Origin of the sequence: Lactobacillus johnsonii ATCC 33200 (genome assembly GCF_000159355.1) — a bacterium.
Classification (GTDB): Bacteria; Bacillota; Bacilli; order Lactobacillales; family Lactobacillaceae; genus Lactobacillus; species Lactobacillus johnsonii.
Map to the genome: position 1 here is coordinate 920,131 of NZ_GG670120.1, position 15,733 is coordinate 935,863.

A 15,733-nucleotide genomic window follows, 5' to 3' on the forward strand; every position below is an offset into this window, starting at 1 on the left:
CAACTTTTAAAATTATTGGGGCGGTCCAATTATAATTACTTACTTTTTCCCTTTTCCTCTTCGAGTACTTCACGAATCTTAATATTCTTTTTAAAATATTTTCGATACTGTGGATCAAGCTTATTATCCGTAATCAAAATATCAGCTTGCTTACAATCCATGACCTTATACGGAGAAGATCTATCTTCTTTAAATTTATATTCTTCTGCCAGCAAAATAACTGTTTTTGTTCGATTAACTACTTCTCTTTCAATTTGTGCATCAGAGTGGTTAACTACAAAAACTCCATTTTTATTAACCGATGATGTCCCAATTACGGCAATATCAAATTCATATTGATCTATTTCTTTTAAACTATTTAAAGAAGATGTATAGTGATTCTCTTTATTTAAATAGCCGCCTAATAAGATGACATTAGGCAAGTTATCCATCATTAAGGCACCCGCATTATCAATCGAATTTGTCATCACTGTTGCATTTAATCCGTTAAGGTAACGACATAACTGCGAAATAGTCGTTGAAGCATTCAAATATATCAACTTATCAGCTGTTAAATATTTTGCCGTCATCTTAGCTATTTTATTCTTTATAGGCGACAAAACATGGACGCGAGAATTATAATCTGGCACTGTCCCCTGTTTAATTTTCATCAATCCACCATGGATTCGAATCGCTTGACCGGTGCTGGTTAATTTAATTACATCCCTCCTAGCTGTATCAAAAGAGACATGACACAATTTCATAATTTCACGTGTACTAATTGTTTTTTTCTCATCTAATTTTTGTCTAATCAAATCTAATCTTTCAACTTGTGATTGCATTTATCTCACCTCATATGTCTAATCTTATCAGAAAGCTCTTTCATTTTACGCATTTATCTGTATTTAGAGCTTTATTTTAAGGATTAATCAGTATTTAAGAAATGATTCACTGATTTAAATCAGTATAATGTTATTTAAATCAAGATAAACACTTAGCAAAAACCGCTACTTTCATACAAAATAGGCTTTTCAAGCATGAAAGATGCTAGTATTTTTGTGGGCCCAAAAATCAGTTAAATTATTTAAGATAGTGAGGTCTTTATCATGTTAGAAAAATTTATTACAAAGCACGATGAAATTATCACAGTATTAAAAAATTTATATACTAGTTTCACTAAAGTTCAAATTAAAGCATATCTTCCGCTTGAGCAGACAATTTTAAAAGTCATAGCCAAAGCTGAAAACAACGATGACGCAGCTGCTTGGAGCAATAAGTTAGTTATGTATTTGCAATCTCAAATAGTACTTAAGCAAATTCCGATTACTAAGGAACAAGATACTTTAATTAATTCCCTCAGTGAGCAATGTAAAAACACTAACTTAAACTATGTATATCTGTCCCCTGTTGACGATAGTTTGCAATTTGATTAAGCTACTCGTCCCATACAAAAAGCCATTGTTTCTCTCATCCCCGAGAAAAACAATGGCTTATTTTTATTCTTGACTTAAGTTAACAAAAGTATTGTACTTCATGTATTTATAATGAATTCTCATATTTGAAACTTCAAATGGAGTTCCATCATCTAAAAAGAAAATACCTTCCATTACACCTACAGGTTCATTAGGTGCCAGCATCAGTTTAGATTGATCTTCTAAAGTTGATGGCTCAACTGTAATTGTTAAGAATGAACGTGTTACAGTTTTATTTTGTGTATCTTCTAAGTAGTTAAAGAGGGATCCTTTAAGAATATCCGGATTTAATTCTGGAGTAATCTTAATAGGAATAAAACCTGTTTCAATTAAAAATGGTTGATCATCTAGTAAACGAAGTCGTTTTATTTGATAAACAAAATCTGAATCTTTCAAAAACAAATCCTGCCTCAAATCTTCGTCGGCCTTAATTACTTGATAGTCTAACAGCTCAATACTTTGCTTCTTACCGGGAACACTAAAGGAATCAGTAATACCTAAATTTGATCCCTCATACTTAAAAAGTGCCTGATTTTTCAAATAGAGCGGATTAATAAATGTTCCGCTACCTCTTTTTTTAAAAACTATCCCTTGCTGAGCAAGCAAACCTAAAGCGCGTTTCATCGATGAACGGCTTACATGATAATAGTCACTTAGGCTTCGCTCATCAGGTAAACGCATATCTTCATATTCATTATTAAGTATTTTTTGTTTAATATCGCGCATTACTGAGCGATAGACTAAATCAGTCATTATTTTCTCCCATTATTAGCAGTCTCGATACTATCAATGAACCAAGCTGCAAACTTCTCTGTATCAACGTCGGTTGCAATTTGTGCATTATGTTTTTCACTTAAGAAATCCATCACACTAGCACCATATGTATAGCGTCCAGCTAATTCAATTTCAACATTAGCTGGCTTTAAAGTAAAGAATTCAGGATGAAGCATAATTCCAACCGCTGTCGGATCATAAATCTTAATTCGAGTATCTCCATCAGGTTCATGAATATTAGAAAACATCGAATAAAGCATTTTACCAACTTCGCCGCATTCTTTAATCTTGTCCATCTGATCTTGAGTTAAATGGGCCTTATCTCCAATTTCAAGTGGAGCTACATAAACTGGCAAGCCGGAATGGAAAACTATCTGTGCCGCTTCTGGATCACCTGCAATATTATATTCCGCAAATGGACTATGGTTTCCATGCCCAATGTTTCCACCCATAATATAAACTTCAGCAATATTTTTTACCACATCAGGGTACTGCTTAAATAAAAGGGCAAAGTCAGTTAAAGGACCAACTCCTAATAAAGTAACTTTTTCAGGACTGTTTTTAATTATTTCATACATCTTAGTAGCAGCAAGTCCTGGCTCTAATAAATCATCATTAGCTTTTTCAAATTCAAAGCCAGCAATTCCCGTTTCACCATGGACAGAAGCTGCACTAATTGCTGGTCGTACTAACGGCTGATTAGCACCCTTGACTACAGGAACTTTTGTGTGTAAAAAGTTCTCTAAATCAAGAGTGTTTTGTAAAGTGTGAGCTAAAGAAACATTTCCCCAGGTTGGAACAATCATTTTAACATCAAGTTCATCTGCAAAAAGACTGATTGTCATTGCAGCAATATCGTCAATACCTGGATCTGTACTAATAATTAAGGGCTTTTTTGACATAAAGGTCCTTCTTTCTAAATTTACGTATCATATTTATTATGAACTAAGATTTGTTACAAAAAAAGACTTGAACTGGTCAAGTCTTTTAAAAATTATATTAGTTTTTGAAAAAATAATTATTTTCTCTTCTTATCTTCAATTGTACCATCGCTATGTGCAATGATGACTTCATCACACATGTCTAAAAACAAACCATGCTCAACTACACCAACTGTGTGGTCTAGATAATCAGCTAAACCGTGTGGTACTGGAGTTGGATCAGTAGCTAAATCAATGATGTAATTACCGTAATGCGTTACATAACGCTTACCCTCATCATCTAAACGCCATTGAGGCTTCAAACCCTCTGCTTCAAAACGCTTAAAGTTTTGCTCAGCAGACACTGGTAATACTTCAACTGGAAGCGGAAAGCCGCTTAAGTGATGAACAAGTTTCGATTCATCAACAATCCAAATAATCTTCTTTGAGTTGATAGCGACATTTTTTTCTAGAGTTAAGGCACCCCCGCCGCCTTTAATCCCATCTAAATTATCGTCTACTCGATCAGCGCCATCTACTGTTAAATCAGCTTGATCAATATCTGCTAACTCATCAACCTTAAAGCCCAGTCCTTCAAGTTGCTTCTTACTACGGTTAGAAGTAGTAACAATATGCTTTAAACTAAAACCTTCCTTTTCTTTGCGTTCACCTAGTGCATCGATGAAAAATGCAACTGTTGAACCTGTTCCAACTCCTAAAACAGAATTAGGCTCTACCATCTTAGCTGCTTTAGTAGCCGCTTCTTTTTTTAATTGATCTTGCTCTGTCTTATTCATTATTTTTTCTCCTTCAAAGCTTCTTCAACTACTTCTCTAGTTGGAATAGATGGAAATGCACCTAATTTTTGAACTGTAAATGAGGATGATTTGGATGCATAAATCACACTATCTCTTAAGTTACTTAAATCAGGCTTCAATTCGCTAGATAAAGCACCTAAGAATGTATCACCAGCTGCTGTTGTATCAACTGCCTTTACTTTGAAAGCTGGAACAATCTCCTCAATGTCTTCATAAGAAACATAAGATCCACGTTCACCAATTGTAATAATTACACCCTTAATTCCCATTTGATGAAAAATTTCGCTACTCTTCTTCATTGACTCTTCACTGTCAACTTTAATTCCTGTAATACTCTCAGCTTCAGTTTCATTAGGAGTAATCAAATCGGTTAACTCTAATAATTCTTCTGGGATATCAGTACGAGCAGGCGCAGGATTTAAAATAGTAATTTTACCAGCTTCTCTAGCAATCTTAAAAGCTTCAATAGTCGCTTCAATTGGTGTTTCAAATTGGGCAATCACAAAATCGCTATCTTCAATTTGACTTTTCGCATTTCTAACATCTTCTGCTGTTACGTCAAAATTTGCACCATGTTGAATAATAATTGAATTTTGCCCTGTCTCTTGAAGCAAAATATAAGCTTGTCCAGTTTGTTGGTTTGGGGTTATAGCTACATGGTCGACATTAATTCCATTTTCCTTAAATTGCTCAAGCATAAAACGACCATTGTCATCATCTCCAACACGTCCAACAAAAATTGTTTCATTTTTTGCTCGACTACTTGCTACAGCTTGATTTGCTCCCTTACCACCAGCAGCTTTTGAAAATTCAGACATTGCTATTGTTTCTCCTGGTTGAGGAAGTTTCTTAATATGCATAATATTATCAACGTTAATTGACCCAACAATTGTAACTTTATTCATGGTATTTCCTTCCCTGTATGGCAATATTTACTTTAATTATAGCAAAAAAGCATTCCATACACGGAATGCTTTGCATAAATATATTTTTCCTATTCACCTTCACCTGGACGTTGACCAAGTTCAGCTGACATCATCCAAATTCTTTTTTCGATCGCGGTATGATAAGAAATCAATAAGTCATTAGTTGAGTCGTCTCCTTCTCCTTCACTAATCTTGATCCCTCTTTCATAATCATCTCGCAATTGTTTGTATGCATTTATAATTAATTGGAATCTCTCTTCAATTGACAAATCCCAGCTACCGATTTGATCTGGAACGTTAGTTTCTTCCAATACTTCTTCGTAGGTGGAAATCGGATTACCATTAATGGCAATCAATCTTTCAGCAACTCCATCTTGCTGCTCAGCTAATTCTTCCATTACACCATCTAAATATGGGTGCAATTTCAAAAATCCTCTTCCAAGCATGTACCAATGGTGTTGATGGACAACCATGTGAGTTTGAGTTAAATCAGCAACAATTTCATTCATAATTTTTTTAGTTTTTGGATAAGCCATACAAAAGCCTCCTTAAAATATTAAACAATGTCTTTAGCTTCATTATAACTATAAAAAATACTAAAAGCTAATTATTTGCTTAGTTAGTAAACAACTAAACCAATTGCCAAAAAGGCTAAGCAAATTCCAAATTCAATAACTAACAGTTTCCAGCAAAACTTAAACCATTTATTGAATCCAATATTTACCATCATTAAGCTCATTAAAATTAATCCAGTTGGTGCAATTAAACTAATAAATCCTTGACCCCAATTATAGGCATCAATAATGCTTGCGCGATCAATTCCAACCACGTTAGCTAGCGGTGCCATAATAGGCATTGAAAGAACAGCTAAGCCAGAAGATGACTGAATAAAGAAACCAAGAACAATGTAGACTAAGAACATAAACCAAATAAACAATAATGGTGGCATTCCAGAAACTTGCTGACTAAAGAAATTCATAATTGTATCACTTGTATGACTTTCTTCCATCACAATTGAAACAGCACGTGCTAGGCCAATTGTTAAAGCTACACCCAATAAATCTGCCGCACCATTTACAAAGCTCTCAACAAATTTATGCTCACTTAAGCCTGAAATAAAGGCGAAAATATAGCCCGTTGCTAGGAAGACAACGGCAATTTCAGTAAAGTACCATCCCTTTTGTTGAACACCCCAAATCATTACGATAAAGGCAATCACAAAGACAAGTAAAGTTAATTTTTGACGCCAAGTAAATTTACTTTCTTGCATACTTTGATTCTGATTCATATATTCTTGATCTTCTTTAGCGAAGTCATTATAAACATATGAAGCTTTAGGATTCTTTTGCACTTTTTTAGCATAAAGAATGACGTAAATCATCCCGACAATAACGCAGGTTGCCCACATACAAATTCTAAGCGGTAATGCATCTGTAAAATTGACCCCCGCCGTATTCGAGGCAATTACAGTCGAGAATGGGTTAATAGTTGATGCCATCGTTCCAATGCTTGTACCTAAAAAGATCGTCGCAACAACTGTCATCCTATCAAAGCCTGCTAATAAGAAGACTGGAATTAAGATAGGATAAAAAGCCATTGTTTCTTCAGCTAAACCAAAGGTTGTTCCACCAATGGCGATTAATCCCATTACTAAAACAATCAATAAAACTTGCTTACCCTTAATCTTTTTAGAAAGTGCCTGCATTCCGGCATCAATTGCACCATTTGCATGAACGACTCCAATACAACCACCTAGAATCAAAACAAAGGCAATAATATCAATACTTTGAGCAATCCCGTTTACCTGAGAAGAAAGAAATTGATAAATCGCTCCACCGAGTCCTGGCTTTTTCTGATTAATTTTTTCATAGGAATCAGGAATAGCTACAGGTTTATAGATCGTTCCCCTAGTAAACTTTTTAACATCGATCTTAACCTTATATTTGTCTAAAGTTTTTTGGGTTGCTGCTTCTTTATGCTTGCTACCATTTGGTTTTGTAATTACAAACTCTTTACTTGGTTGATCATATTCAAGCGTTGCATAATTACCCGATGGTATAAAAAACGTTAAAATTTGCACCAATAATAAAACGATAATAATAACTGTATATGCTGTTGGAAATTGATGTTTCTTCTTTTTTTGCACTGTATCGCTCATAACTTCTCCCTACTTAATACTACAGTTTAATTTATAGTTTCATTATAGATTTCTTTTCTATCATTTGCACGCGCTTACAACTAAGAGTATAAAGTTAAATAAAAATAGGAACCCTCAAATCAAAGGTTCCTATTTTTCTGTATTCAGATTTTCTTTTTTAAGTAGACCATATCAATCAATTGTTGGCCTGCTTCATAAATTGGATGATTATAATTATCTACGAAAAAATTTTTTATTCGGCCTGAAGGCTTAAAGCCGCATTTCAGATAAAATGGAATCGTTAAAGGACTGTCACCAGTTCCAACTTGCAAGAATTTATAATCCCCTTTATATTTTTCCGAAATATAATTGATTAACTTTTTAGCATAGCCCTTCCCTTGATCAACAGGATAAGTAGCAAGATTTTTTATCTCAATAGTACGATTATCTTCATATGTTATGACACACTCTGATCGCACTTTTCCGTCATCAATCAAGATATACATTCTTCCTCGATCAAGATAGCGGTCAACCATATCTTCCTGCTCATCAGCTAATAACAATAAATCAATATATTGTTTTTTATGATCTTTAACTTCTCTAATATCCATCGTATCAGATATTTAATCCTATAATTCAGTCATTTCATCAGTATCTTTAGTATTTAAATCTACTAATTCTCCCGACATTTTATAGATAACCCATTGTGCTAGATTAACTACGTGGTCGCCAATACGTTCAAGTAAACGAATTACCATAAAGTAGCTTGAAGAAGCGACCGCTGCTTCTGGATCTTGCTTAATTCCAGAAATAATTAGCTTACGAGCCTTTACATATTCCTCATCTACTTCATCATCTTTTTTAGCAACTTCACGAGCCAATTTTTCATCACCTTGTACATAAGCCTTTAAAACTTGGTCTAACATAAAGTTAACTTTTTTAGACATTGACTTAATAATTGCTTCAACTTCTGGAATACGAGGATTTCCCTTTACTCGAATTGTTTCCCAAGCAATTGAATTAGCATTTTCACCAATTCGTTCTAAATCATTAGTAGCTTTTAAGATACTAATAACATTTCTAAAGTCACTAGCCACTGGTTGTTGAAGAGCCATCAATTTCAAGGTTCTTTTTTCAACTTTTGTAGCAGCACGTGACACCTTTTGATCATCTTTAACTAGGCTTTGAGCTAGTTTTTTATCATGTTCAACAAAAGCTTGTGTTGCTTCTTCAATTGCTTCACTAACATCAATACCCATTCCCATGAAACGAGTATTCAACTTACGTAATTCATCTAAAAAAACTTCATGCATCTTAAAAACTCCTTTATTAACCAAAACGTCCATTCAGATAATCACTAGTAATTTGCTTTTTCGGATTCATAAACATATCTGAGGTCTTACCATATTCAATTAAGTCCCCACTCATTAAGAAAGCAGTATAGTCGCTAATTCGAGAGGCTTGTTGTAAGTTGTGCGTTACCATGATAAAAGTAAAATCATGCTTTAATTCAAGAAGAGTCTCTTCAATCTCACTACTTGAAATTGGATCCAGAGCACTAGTAGGCTCATCAAGCAAAACTACTTTTGGACGAACCGCTAAAGCACGAGCAATACAAATTCTCTGTTGTTGTCCTCCAGAAAATGCTTGAGCGTTTCGATCTAAATTATCTTTAGTCTCTTTCCAAATTGCAGCTTGCTTTAAACTTTCTTCAACTCGCTGGTCGATCAATTCTTTATCTTTAATCCCAACAATTCTAAGACCGTAAGCAATATTGTCATAAACAGAAAATGGAAAAGGACTTGGCTGCTGGAACACCATTCCAACATCTTTACGCAACTCTACCAAATCCATTTTAGGACCATAAATATTCTTATTTTCAAATTTAATCTCACCACTAATATGAATATTAGGTATGTCGTCATTCATTCTGTTCAAACAACGAAGAAAGGTTGATTTTCCGCATCCTGAAGGACCGATTAAGGCAGTAAGTTCTTTTTCTTCAAAGTCTAAGCTAATGCCGTGTAAAGCTTCAACATTTCCATAGCTTAGGTGAACATCTTTACTTGTAATAATATTTTCCACAGTAAACCCCTTATCCAAAACTTCCGCGAATGTAGTCTTCCGTAATTTCACCCTTAGGATTAGTAAAAATATTTTCAGTAGTGTCATACTCTAAAACATGACCTAAATGAAAGAAAGCTGTGTAATCACTAATACGACTAGCTTGTTGCATATTGTGCGTTACCATGATCATTGTATAGTCAGTTCTCAACTGCTTAAGAGTATCCTCAAGTTTAGAAGTAGAAACAGGATCAAGAGCACTAGCAGGCTCATCAAGTAGCAAAATTTCAGGCTTCAATGCAAGAGCTCGCGCAATACATAATCGCTGCTGTTGACCACCAGACATTGCCAATGCACTCTTATCTAACTTATCCTTCACTTCATCCCATAGAGCAGCCGCTCTTAAACTTTCTTCTACAATTTGATCTAATTTTTGCTTATCATTTTCACCATTTGCTTTTAGAGCATAAGTAATATTTTCTCTAATTGATTTTGGAAATGGATTAGGCTTTTGGAAAACCATTCCAATATTTTTTCTTAACTGGTAAACGTTAATATTGTTTTTATTGATATCTAAGCCATGGTACCAAATTTTACCATCTACTCGAGCCACTTTATCATTCATTCTATTAAGACAACGTAAAAAAGTAGACTTTCCTGAACCAGATCCTCCAATTAAGGCTGTGATAGTTTTTTTCTTAAATTGAAGACTAGCATTAAAAAGCTTTTGAACACTACCTCTGTAAAAAACACTAAGGTCTTGCGTCGAGATAATCTGTTCATCTTTATCAAATTGATGAATATATGTCGGGGCTTCATTTACATTTTGCATAAATTTCTCCTTATGACTTAGCAGCTGTTAATTTGCGGTATAAATGATTACCCAAGGCACGTGCACCAAGATTGAATAAAATTACCACAATAATTAATAAAGCAGAAGTTGCAGCTGAAACAATTGTTGCATCGGGGATGATGCCTTCAGTATTAACCTTCCAAATATGAACAGCTAAAGTTTCTGCTGGACGCATCACATTTAAAAAACTAGTTGGACTAAATGGATTCCAATTACTGTAGTCAATTGTAGATCCACTTTGACCTGCAGTATAAATTAAGGCAGCGGCTTCACCAAAAATTCTACCAGCACTCAAAATAATCCCAGTTAAAATTCCTGGTAAGGCTGCCGGCAAAACGATCCCGCGAATTGTTTTCCAGTTAGATAAGCCCAAAGCAAGTCCCGCATCTCTTTGCGCTTGCGGAACACCTTCAATAGCTTGTTCAATGTTACTAGTTAGTGTTGGTAAATTAAAGAATGTAAGAGCCAAAGCACCAGAAATAATTGAAAAACCAAATCCAAACTGTACTACAAATAGTAAATAACCAAATAAACCAACAACAATTGAAGGAAGTGAGCTTAAAATTTCAATTGTTGTTCTAATTAAGTTAGTAAACCAATTATCTTTAGCATATTCCGCTAGATAAATACCTGCTCCCAAAGCAATAGGAAGTGAAATAATTAAGGTTAATACTAGCAAATATAAGGAATTAAATAGCTGATCTCTTACCCCTCCGCCAGCTTGATAGGAAGAAGCCTCAGAAGATAAAAAATGCCATGAAAGATGTGGTACACCCGAAACTAGAATATCGCCTAAAATCCCAAAGAGGATGATTACAACAATACTCACTAAGGTATAAATACCAGCAGTAGCAATTTTATTACGAATTTTTGCATTCATTATTTCTGTCCTCTCTTTCCAATTAAGCGGACTAAGAAGTTAAAGACCAAAGACATAATTAACAATAGAAGGGCTAATGACCAAAGTGCATTATTTGGTAAGGTTCCCATAACTGTGTTTCCCATTTGACTAGTTAACTGACTAGTTAAAGTAGCAGATGGACTCACTAAGTTAGCTGGCATTAAAACGGCATTACCAATAACCATCTGTACAGCTAAGGCTTCACCAAAGGCTCTAGCCATCCCAAAAATTACCGCTGTCATAATTCTAGGAGAAGCAACTCGCAAAATCACTTTATAGATTGTTTGCCATTTAGTTGCACCTAAAGCTAAAGAAGCTTTCCGGTAATCAGATGGTACAGCTTTTAAACTATCAACAGTTAGCGAAGTAATTGTCGGTAAAACCATGACAAATAAAACTAAAGTCGCTGATAAAATACCAAACCCAGTTCCACCAAAAATATTTCTAATAAAAGGAACAATAACTGTTAATCCCAAGAATCCATAAACAACAGACGGAATTCCTACCAATAATTCAATTACTGATTGCAAAAAGCGTGCACCCTTTTTAGAAGAATACTCAGTCATAAATAAGGCTGCTGCAATTGCAAACGGGGTTGCTACTAAAGCAGCTAGTAAGGTTACAGAAAATGAAGTTACAATCATTGCTGCTGCTCCAACATGATTCTTTCCTTCACCTGGATCCCAATCACTAGAAGTCAAAAATTGAAAAACATTCACATGATCTTTAGTAAAAGTTTCTAGTCCATGAAATCCAATAAAACCAATAATTGAAGCAACCAAAATAATAATTAAAATAATGGCGCAGTAAGTTAGTCCTTTACCCCAATATTCTTGTCGTGTTTCTTTTGATGGCTCAGTTAAGCTGGCAACATCAACCTTACTTGCACCAATCTTCTTTAATTTAACATGAGGAACTTTTTGCTTATCTAAAGCAGACTCAACTACTTTTTTAAGATCTTTGTTATTCATCAAAACGTCCTATTCTTTATTTTTGAACAACATGATTATTACTATCACGTTCGACCTGCATCTTATCGATACTAATATAGCCTAGTTTAGGTACTAAATCATTTTGTACCTTACTTCCAAGCATGTAATCAATAAATTTTTGAACATTCTTGTTAGGTTTACCCTTAGTATAAATATGTTCATAAGACCAAAGTTGCCAGCGATTTGTCTCGACATTCTTATTCGTAGGCTTTATCCCATCAATACTCAATTTTTGAATATTTTCATCATTAGCATACTGGAATGAGATATAAGAAATTGTCCCTGGTGTAGAACTGACAATTTTACGTACAGTACCGTTAGAATCTTGTTCTTGAGCCTGAATTGGCTTTTTTCCATTTAGAACTAAGCCTTCAAAAGTTCCACGAGTACCGCTCCCTTTAGAACGGTTAATTACAGTGATAGTTTGGTTCTTACCACCAACTTGTTTCCAGTTAGTAATTTTACCTGTAAAAATATCACTCAATTGCTGCTTACTCAAATTGCTTACACCGGCACTCTTATTGGCAATAGGAACAACACCTACAACGGCAACAAGATGATTTTGCAATTTTTTAGCATCTATTCCCTTTTGAGTTTCAGCAAAAACATCGGAAGTTCCAATTTCAACTGCTCCTGCCTGTACTTGGCTAAGACCAGTCCCCGAACCTCCTCCTTGAACAACAATATTACTGTCAGGATGAGACAGACGATAGTCATTTCCAGCTTGCTCAGCTAAAAGTTGCATGGCACTAGATCCAACAACAGTAATCTTATTGCTATTATTGTTAGCACAGCCTGTAAGTCCGATTAAAATAGCTAGCAGTCCACAAACAGCGGCTATTTTAAATTTAAAATTTTTTCTCATCAATTTCTCCATGTAATTTATAGTATTCAACAAGAATATTCTATCATATTAGTACCTGTCAACAGAATGCTTAAACTCAACAAAAAAGCTAGGTTTTTCAACCTAGCTAAAATTTATTTATTCTCTGACGTTCTCATAAACATATGAAATTTCATCTGGACGATAAACTCCATGCAATTCTCCCACTTTGGTGAAATTCATCTTGTCAATTAGATGTTGCATTGCGCTATTGTTTTCATGTGTATCAATTCGAATGCTATCAATATCTTTACGGTGATCGCGAATATAATCAATTACTTCAGTTAAAAGCTTAGTAGCATAACCATGACCTGCGTGCTTTGAATGAATGGCAACGCGGTGAATTACAACATATTTATCAGTATCTAGAAGCCACTCACCTTTCAAATCATCATAAGAATGATCTGGTGCTTCAACTATAGAAATAGCACCTACTGTTTCACCATCAGCTGAAACAGCTAAATAGGCAAAACCTTTTTCAATATCTTCTTTAATTTGATCTGGTGAAGGATAGTCTCCTTGCCATTGATCAACTCCACGTTCTGCTAGTTGATTAGCACCATCCTTTAAAATTGTCATAATTTGATTATAATCATTCATTGTAGCTTGTCTAATCTTCATTAAACTCATCCTCTTTAACTTTTCTAACGCAACTATTATAAAGAAAAGCACTCTCCTTGTAAAAAGAAAGTGCTTATTTAAAAAATATTAATATTTAAAGTACTTTAGAAAGAAAGTCTTTTGCACGTGGACTTTGCGGATTTTCAAAAATTTGTTCTGGACTTCCTTGTTCCTGCAAACATCCATCTGCCATAAACCACACTTCATCAGAAACTTCACGGGCAAATCCCATTTCATGGGTAACAATAACCATCGTCATGCCTGAATCTGCCAAGTCTTGCATTGTCTTTAAAACTTCGCCAACCATTTCTGGATCTAACGCACTTGTTGGTTCATCAAATAGCATTACTTCGGGATTCATTGCTAAAGCTCTAGCAATCGCAACACGTTGCTGCTGACCACCAGACAAACTAGAAGGATATTGCTTAGCCCGATCTTTCAAACCAACTTTATCAAGCAATTCTAAAGCCTGCTTTTCAGCTTCTTCTTCACTTACGCCTTTAACTTTCATAGGCGCTAATTTAACGTTTTCAACTACATTCATATTTGGAAAAAGATTAAAGCTTTGGAAAACCATTCCCATTTTTTCTCTTAAAATATCTAATTCCTTTTCACTAATATGTGTTAAATCTTGCCCATCAAAAATTATTTTGCCGCTTGTTGGTGTCTCAAGTACATTAAGACAGCGCAAAAATGTACTCTTACCTGAACCTGATGGACCAATGATACTAATAACTTTTCCTTTCTCAACATTTGCAGAAATATCTTTGAGGACTTCTTTTTTTCCAAAACTCTTCTTTAAATGTTCAACCTTAATCATTGTCATTACGCTTCATCCTCTTTTCAAAGTGATTCAATAATCTCGTTAATGAGAAAGTCATAATAAAGTAAATAATCATGGCAATAAATAATGGTAGAACACCCTTATAAGTTGAAGTTTGAACTAATTGTGTTTGATACATCAGTTCTGCAACTCCAATTACTGAGACCAACGAACTATCCTTTAATAAAGTAATAAATTCGTTGCCTAAAGCTGGCCAAATGTTCTTAATTGCCTGCGGAATAATGACATATCTAAAGGCTTTTTGACGGCTTAAACCAAGTGAGCGAGCTGCTTCCATCTGGCCTTTTGGTAAAGAATCAATTCCTGACCTAATATCTTCAGCCACATAGGCTCCAGAATTAAGTCCAATCGCAATAATACCTGCAACCAAAGCGGAAAGATTAGAAATCAAATATCCAATTCCAAAGTAAACAAATAAAATTTGTACCATTTGCGGCGTACCACGGATAAATTCAATGTAGCAAACAGCAAGCCAGTGTAAAATTGGATTCTTTGATAAACGCATCAAAGCTAAAATGATACCTAAAACAATACCAATAATTACTGAAAAAATAGTAATTACGATTGTATACCAAATACCCTTAAAGAAATATGGAATGTACTTGGCAAAAGTATTACTTTTCTTTTCTGTTTTCATATATTTAGCAGCTGCTGGTAAATATTCTTTACTAATCAAGTCTTTTTTCTGAACTTGGTCAATTGTTTTGTTTACTTGAGCTACTAAATCATCTTGTCCTTTAGCAATTGCAACTGCATTTCCCGCTTGAGTTTCTTTTAAGTTTGAACGAACTGCAGCCAAGCCACTATTATTTTCGGCATATGCTTTAGCAATTAATTCTTCTACTACTACTGCAGAAACCTTGCCTGATTGCAAGGCTAAAACAAGATTGTTAATTTTCCCAAGACCCTTTAATTTAGAATCTTTCATTTGAGATTTAACTAAATTATATTGGTTACTCCCCGTTTGTGCTCCAACCGTTTGACCTTTAAGACTTTGGATACTTGTGTACTTGTCTTTATCCTTTTTATTTACTAAGAAATATTCACCACTTGGCTTATAGTAAATTTTTGAAAATGCTACACTTTGCTTTCTTTCAGGAGTAGGCGTCATGGCAGAAATAACCATGTCTACCTTTCCTGTTTCGAGTGCAACTAACAAGGAGTCAAAAGACATATTTTTAATTACAAGTTTTACGCCCAAGTCTTTAGCTATGTCTCTAGCTAGTTCAATATCTACTCCAACATATTTAGTCTTACCATTTTCACTTGTGGTAAATTCTAGTGGCGGATAATCAGCAGATGTGCCGACTACTAATTCTCCACTCTTTTTAATCTTCTTCAAGATACTACCTTCTGCTACTTGCTTTTGGTTAGCCGCTTGAGCTGGCTTGATAAAAGTAGCACCGAGTGAGAAAAACATCAAAAGTGCAAAGAAAAAGCTAAAAAGCTTTGTTTTTTTCATTACGCTCATTCCCTCTATAATTACTATTAAAAAACTGAAAATTTAAGCTTTTGTTAATTATAACGAATGAAATGTAATCTAGACAAG

Annotated in this window: 18 protein-coding genes; 1 reads left to right on the plus strand and 17 read right to left on the minus strand. The window is 34.6% G+C overall.

What is annotated here, in order from left to right; genetic code table 11:
- Positions 1-35: 35 nt before the first annotated feature.
- Positions 36-821: a DeoR/GlpR family DNA-binding transcription regulator gene (locus tag HMPREF0528_RS04440; protein ID WP_004895423.1), complete on the minus strand. Its 786-nt coding sequence runs from the start codon at positions 819-821 to the stop codon at positions 36-38.
- Between the two features lie 264 nt (positions 822-1,085).
- Between HMPREF0528_RS04440 and HMPREF0528_RS04445 the strand changes: the two genes are divergently transcribed.
- The gene (locus HMPREF0528_RS04445; RefSeq protein ID WP_004895424.1) at positions 1,086-1,412 is read left to right on the plus strand and encodes a bacteriocin immunity protein; all 327 of its coding nucleotides are present in this window, start codon (positions 1,086-1,088) and stop codon (positions 1,410-1,412) included.
- Between the two features lie 63 nt (positions 1,413-1,475).
- Here the strand turns inward: HMPREF0528_RS04445 and HMPREF0528_RS04450 are convergent, their stop codons facing one another.
- The 16 genes from HMPREF0528_RS04450 to HMPREF0528_RS04525 all read right to left on the minus strand — a co-directional run bounded on the left by HMPREF0528_RS04450 (position 1,476) and on the right by HMPREF0528_RS04525 (position 15,646).
- Positions 1,476-2,204, minus strand: a complete 729-nt coding sequence (locus HMPREF0528_RS04450) for a GntR family transcriptional regulator (RefSeq protein WP_004895425.1) — start codon at positions 2,202-2,204, stop codon at positions 1,476-1,478.
- Positions 2,204-3,127 carry a nucleoside hydrolase gene (locus HMPREF0528_RS04455; protein WP_004895426.1) on the minus strand — a complete coding sequence of 308 codons (924 nt, stop codon included), beginning with the start codon at positions 3,125-3,127 and terminating at the stop codon, positions 2,204-2,206. Before HMPREF0528_RS04455 ends, HMPREF0528_RS04450 begins: the two co-directional genes overlap by 1 nt.
- Before the next feature lie 116 nt (positions 3,128-3,243).
- Positions 3,244-3,942: a ribose-5-phosphate isomerase RpiA gene (gene rpiA, locus HMPREF0528_RS04460; protein ID WP_004895427.1), complete on the minus strand. Its 699-nt coding sequence runs from the start codon at positions 3,940-3,942 to the stop codon at positions 3,244-3,246.
- Positions 3,942-4,868 carry a ribokinase gene (gene rbsK / locus HMPREF0528_RS04465; protein ID WP_004895428.1) on the minus strand — a complete coding sequence of 309 codons (927 nt, stop codon included), beginning with the start codon at positions 4,866-4,868 and terminating at the stop codon, positions 3,942-3,944. The genes rpiA and rbsK overlap by 1 nt, the downstream gene beginning before the upstream one ends.
- Positions 4,869-4,957: 89 nt before the next feature.
- The gene (locus HMPREF0528_RS04470; protein WP_004895429.1) at positions 4,958-5,425 is read right to left on the minus strand and encodes a Dps family protein; all 468 of its coding nucleotides are present in this window, start codon (positions 5,423-5,425) and stop codon (positions 4,958-4,960) included.
- A gap of 83 nt (positions 5,426-5,508) precedes the next feature.
- On the minus strand, positions 5,509-7,047 hold the full coding sequence (locus tag HMPREF0528_RS04475; protein WP_004895430.1) for a YfcC family protein: 1,539 nt from the start codon (positions 7,045-7,047) through the stop codon (positions 5,509-5,511).
- 143 nt (positions 7,048-7,190) lie between these two features.
- Positions 7,191-7,637, minus strand: coding sequence for a GNAT family N-acetyltransferase (locus HMPREF0528_RS04480; protein WP_004895431.1), 447 nt, complete (start codon positions 7,635-7,637; stop codon positions 7,191-7,193).
- 18 nt (positions 7,638-7,655) lie between these two features.
- Positions 7,656-8,339 (minus strand): phosphate signaling complex protein PhoU, encoded by a 684-nt coding sequence (gene phoU / locus HMPREF0528_RS04485; RefSeq protein WP_034525236.1) that lies wholly within the window; start codon positions 8,337-8,339, stop codon positions 7,656-7,658.
- 16 nt (positions 8,340-8,355) lie between these two features.
- Complete coding sequence (gene pstB, locus HMPREF0528_RS04490) at positions 8,356-9,111, minus strand: phosphate ABC transporter ATP-binding protein PstB (protein WP_034525147.1); 756 nt, start codon at positions 9,109-9,111, stop codon at positions 8,356-8,358.
- A 10-nt stretch (positions 9,112-9,121) separates the two neighbouring features.
- Complete coding sequence (gene pstB / locus HMPREF0528_RS04495; RefSeq protein WP_004895434.1) at positions 9,122-9,922, minus strand: phosphate ABC transporter ATP-binding protein PstB; 801 nt, start codon at positions 9,920-9,922, stop codon at positions 9,122-9,124.
- Between the two features lie 10 nt (positions 9,923-9,932).
- Positions 9,933-10,823 (minus strand): phosphate ABC transporter permease PstA, encoded by an 891-nt coding sequence (gene pstA / locus HMPREF0528_RS04500; RefSeq protein WP_004895435.1) that lies wholly within the window; start codon positions 10,821-10,823, stop codon positions 9,933-9,935.
- Positions 10,823-11,815, minus strand: a complete 993-nt coding sequence (pstC, locus tag HMPREF0528_RS04505) for a phosphate ABC transporter permease subunit PstC (RefSeq protein WP_004895436.1) — start codon at positions 11,813-11,815, stop codon at positions 10,823-10,825. Before pstC ends, pstA begins: the two co-directional genes overlap by 1 nt.
- A gap of 16 nt (positions 11,816-11,831) precedes the next feature.
- On the minus strand, positions 11,832-12,701 hold the full coding sequence (locus HMPREF0528_RS04510) for a phosphate ABC transporter substrate-binding protein (RefSeq protein ID WP_034525148.1): 870 nt from the start codon (positions 12,699-12,701) through the stop codon (positions 11,832-11,834).
- Positions 12,702-12,818: 117 nt separating this feature from the next.
- Positions 12,819-13,340, minus strand: coding sequence for a GNAT family N-acetyltransferase (locus tag HMPREF0528_RS04515; protein ID WP_034525149.1), 522 nt, complete (start codon positions 13,338-13,340; stop codon positions 12,819-12,821).
- Between the two features lie 94 nt (positions 13,341-13,434).
- Complete coding sequence (locus tag HMPREF0528_RS04520) at positions 13,435-14,166, minus strand: amino acid ABC transporter ATP-binding protein (protein ID WP_004895439.1); 732 nt, start codon at positions 14,164-14,166, stop codon at positions 13,435-13,437.
- Positions 14,153-15,646 (minus strand): ABC transporter substrate-binding protein/permease, encoded by a 1,494-nt coding sequence (locus HMPREF0528_RS04525; RefSeq protein WP_034525150.1) that lies wholly within the window; start codon positions 15,644-15,646, stop codon positions 14,153-14,155. The genes HMPREF0528_RS04520 and HMPREF0528_RS04525 overlap by 14 nt, the downstream gene beginning before the upstream one ends.
- Positions 15,647-15,733 lie beyond the last annotated feature (87 nt).

Bases quoted from the DNA above. Each gene is read 5' to 3' on its own strand.
- HMPREF0528_RS04515 (WP_034525149.1), bottom strand. From the start codon at position 13,340: ATGAAGATTAGACAAGCTACAATGAATGATTATAATCAAATTATGACA.
- pstB (WP_004895434.1), bottom strand. From the start codon at position 9,922: ATGCAAAATGTAAATGAAGCCCCGACATATATTCATCAATTTGATAAA.
- HMPREF0528_RS04440 (WP_004895423.1), bottom strand. From the start codon at position 821: ATGCAATCACAAGTTGAAAGATTAGATTTGATTAGACAAAAATTAGAT.
- HMPREF0528_RS04480 (WP_004895431.1), bottom strand. From the start codon at position 7,637: ATGGATATTAGAGAAGTTAAAGATCATAAAAAACAATATATTGATTTA.
- HMPREF0528_RS04520 (WP_004895439.1), bottom strand. From the start codon at position 14,166: ATGACAATGATTAAGGTTGAACATTTAAAGAAGAGTTTTGGAAAAAAA.
- HMPREF0528_RS04475 (WP_004895430.1), bottom strand. From the start codon at position 7,047: ATGAGCGATACAGTGCAAAAAAAGAAGAAACATCAATTTCCAACAGCA.
- HMPREF0528_RS04510 (WP_034525148.1), bottom strand. From the start codon at position 12,701: ATGAGAAAAAATTTTAAATTTAAAATAGCCGCTGTTTGTGGACTGCTA.
- HMPREF0528_RS04525 (WP_034525150.1), bottom strand. From the start codon at position 15,646: ATGAAAAAAACAAAGCTTTTTAGCTTTTTCTTTGCACTTTTGATGTTT.
- HMPREF0528_RS04450 (WP_004895425.1), bottom strand. From the start codon at position 2,204: ATGACTGATTTAGTCTATCGCTCAGTAATGCGCGATATTAAACAAAAA.
- rbsK (WP_004895428.1), bottom strand. From the start codon at position 4,868: ATGAATAAAGTTACAATTGTTGGGTCAATTAACGTTGATAATATTATG.
- pstA (WP_004895435.1), bottom strand. From the start codon at position 10,823: ATGAATGCAAAAATTCGTAATAAAATTGCTACTGCTGGTATTTATACC.
- HMPREF0528_RS04445 (WP_004895424.1), top strand. From the start codon at position 1,086: ATGTTAGAAAAATTTATTACAAAGCACGATGAAATTATCACAGTATTA.
- pstC (WP_004895436.1), bottom strand. From the start codon at position 11,815: ATGAATAACAAAGATCTTAAAAAAGTAGTTGAGTCTGCTTTAGATAAG.
- HMPREF0528_RS04470 (WP_004895429.1), bottom strand. From the start codon at position 5,425: ATGGCTTATCCAAAAACTAAAAAAATTATGAATGAAATTGTTGCTGAT.
- phoU (WP_034525236.1), bottom strand. From the start codon at position 8,339: ATGCATGAAGTTTTTTTAGATGAATTACGTAAGTTGAATACTCGTTTC.
- HMPREF0528_RS04455 (WP_004895426.1), bottom strand. From the start codon at position 3,127: ATGTCAAAAAAGCCCTTAATTATTAGTACAGATCCAGGTATTGACGAT.
- rpiA (WP_004895427.1), bottom strand. From the start codon at position 3,942: ATGAATAAGACAGAGCAAGATCAATTAAAAAAAGAAGCGGCTACTAAA.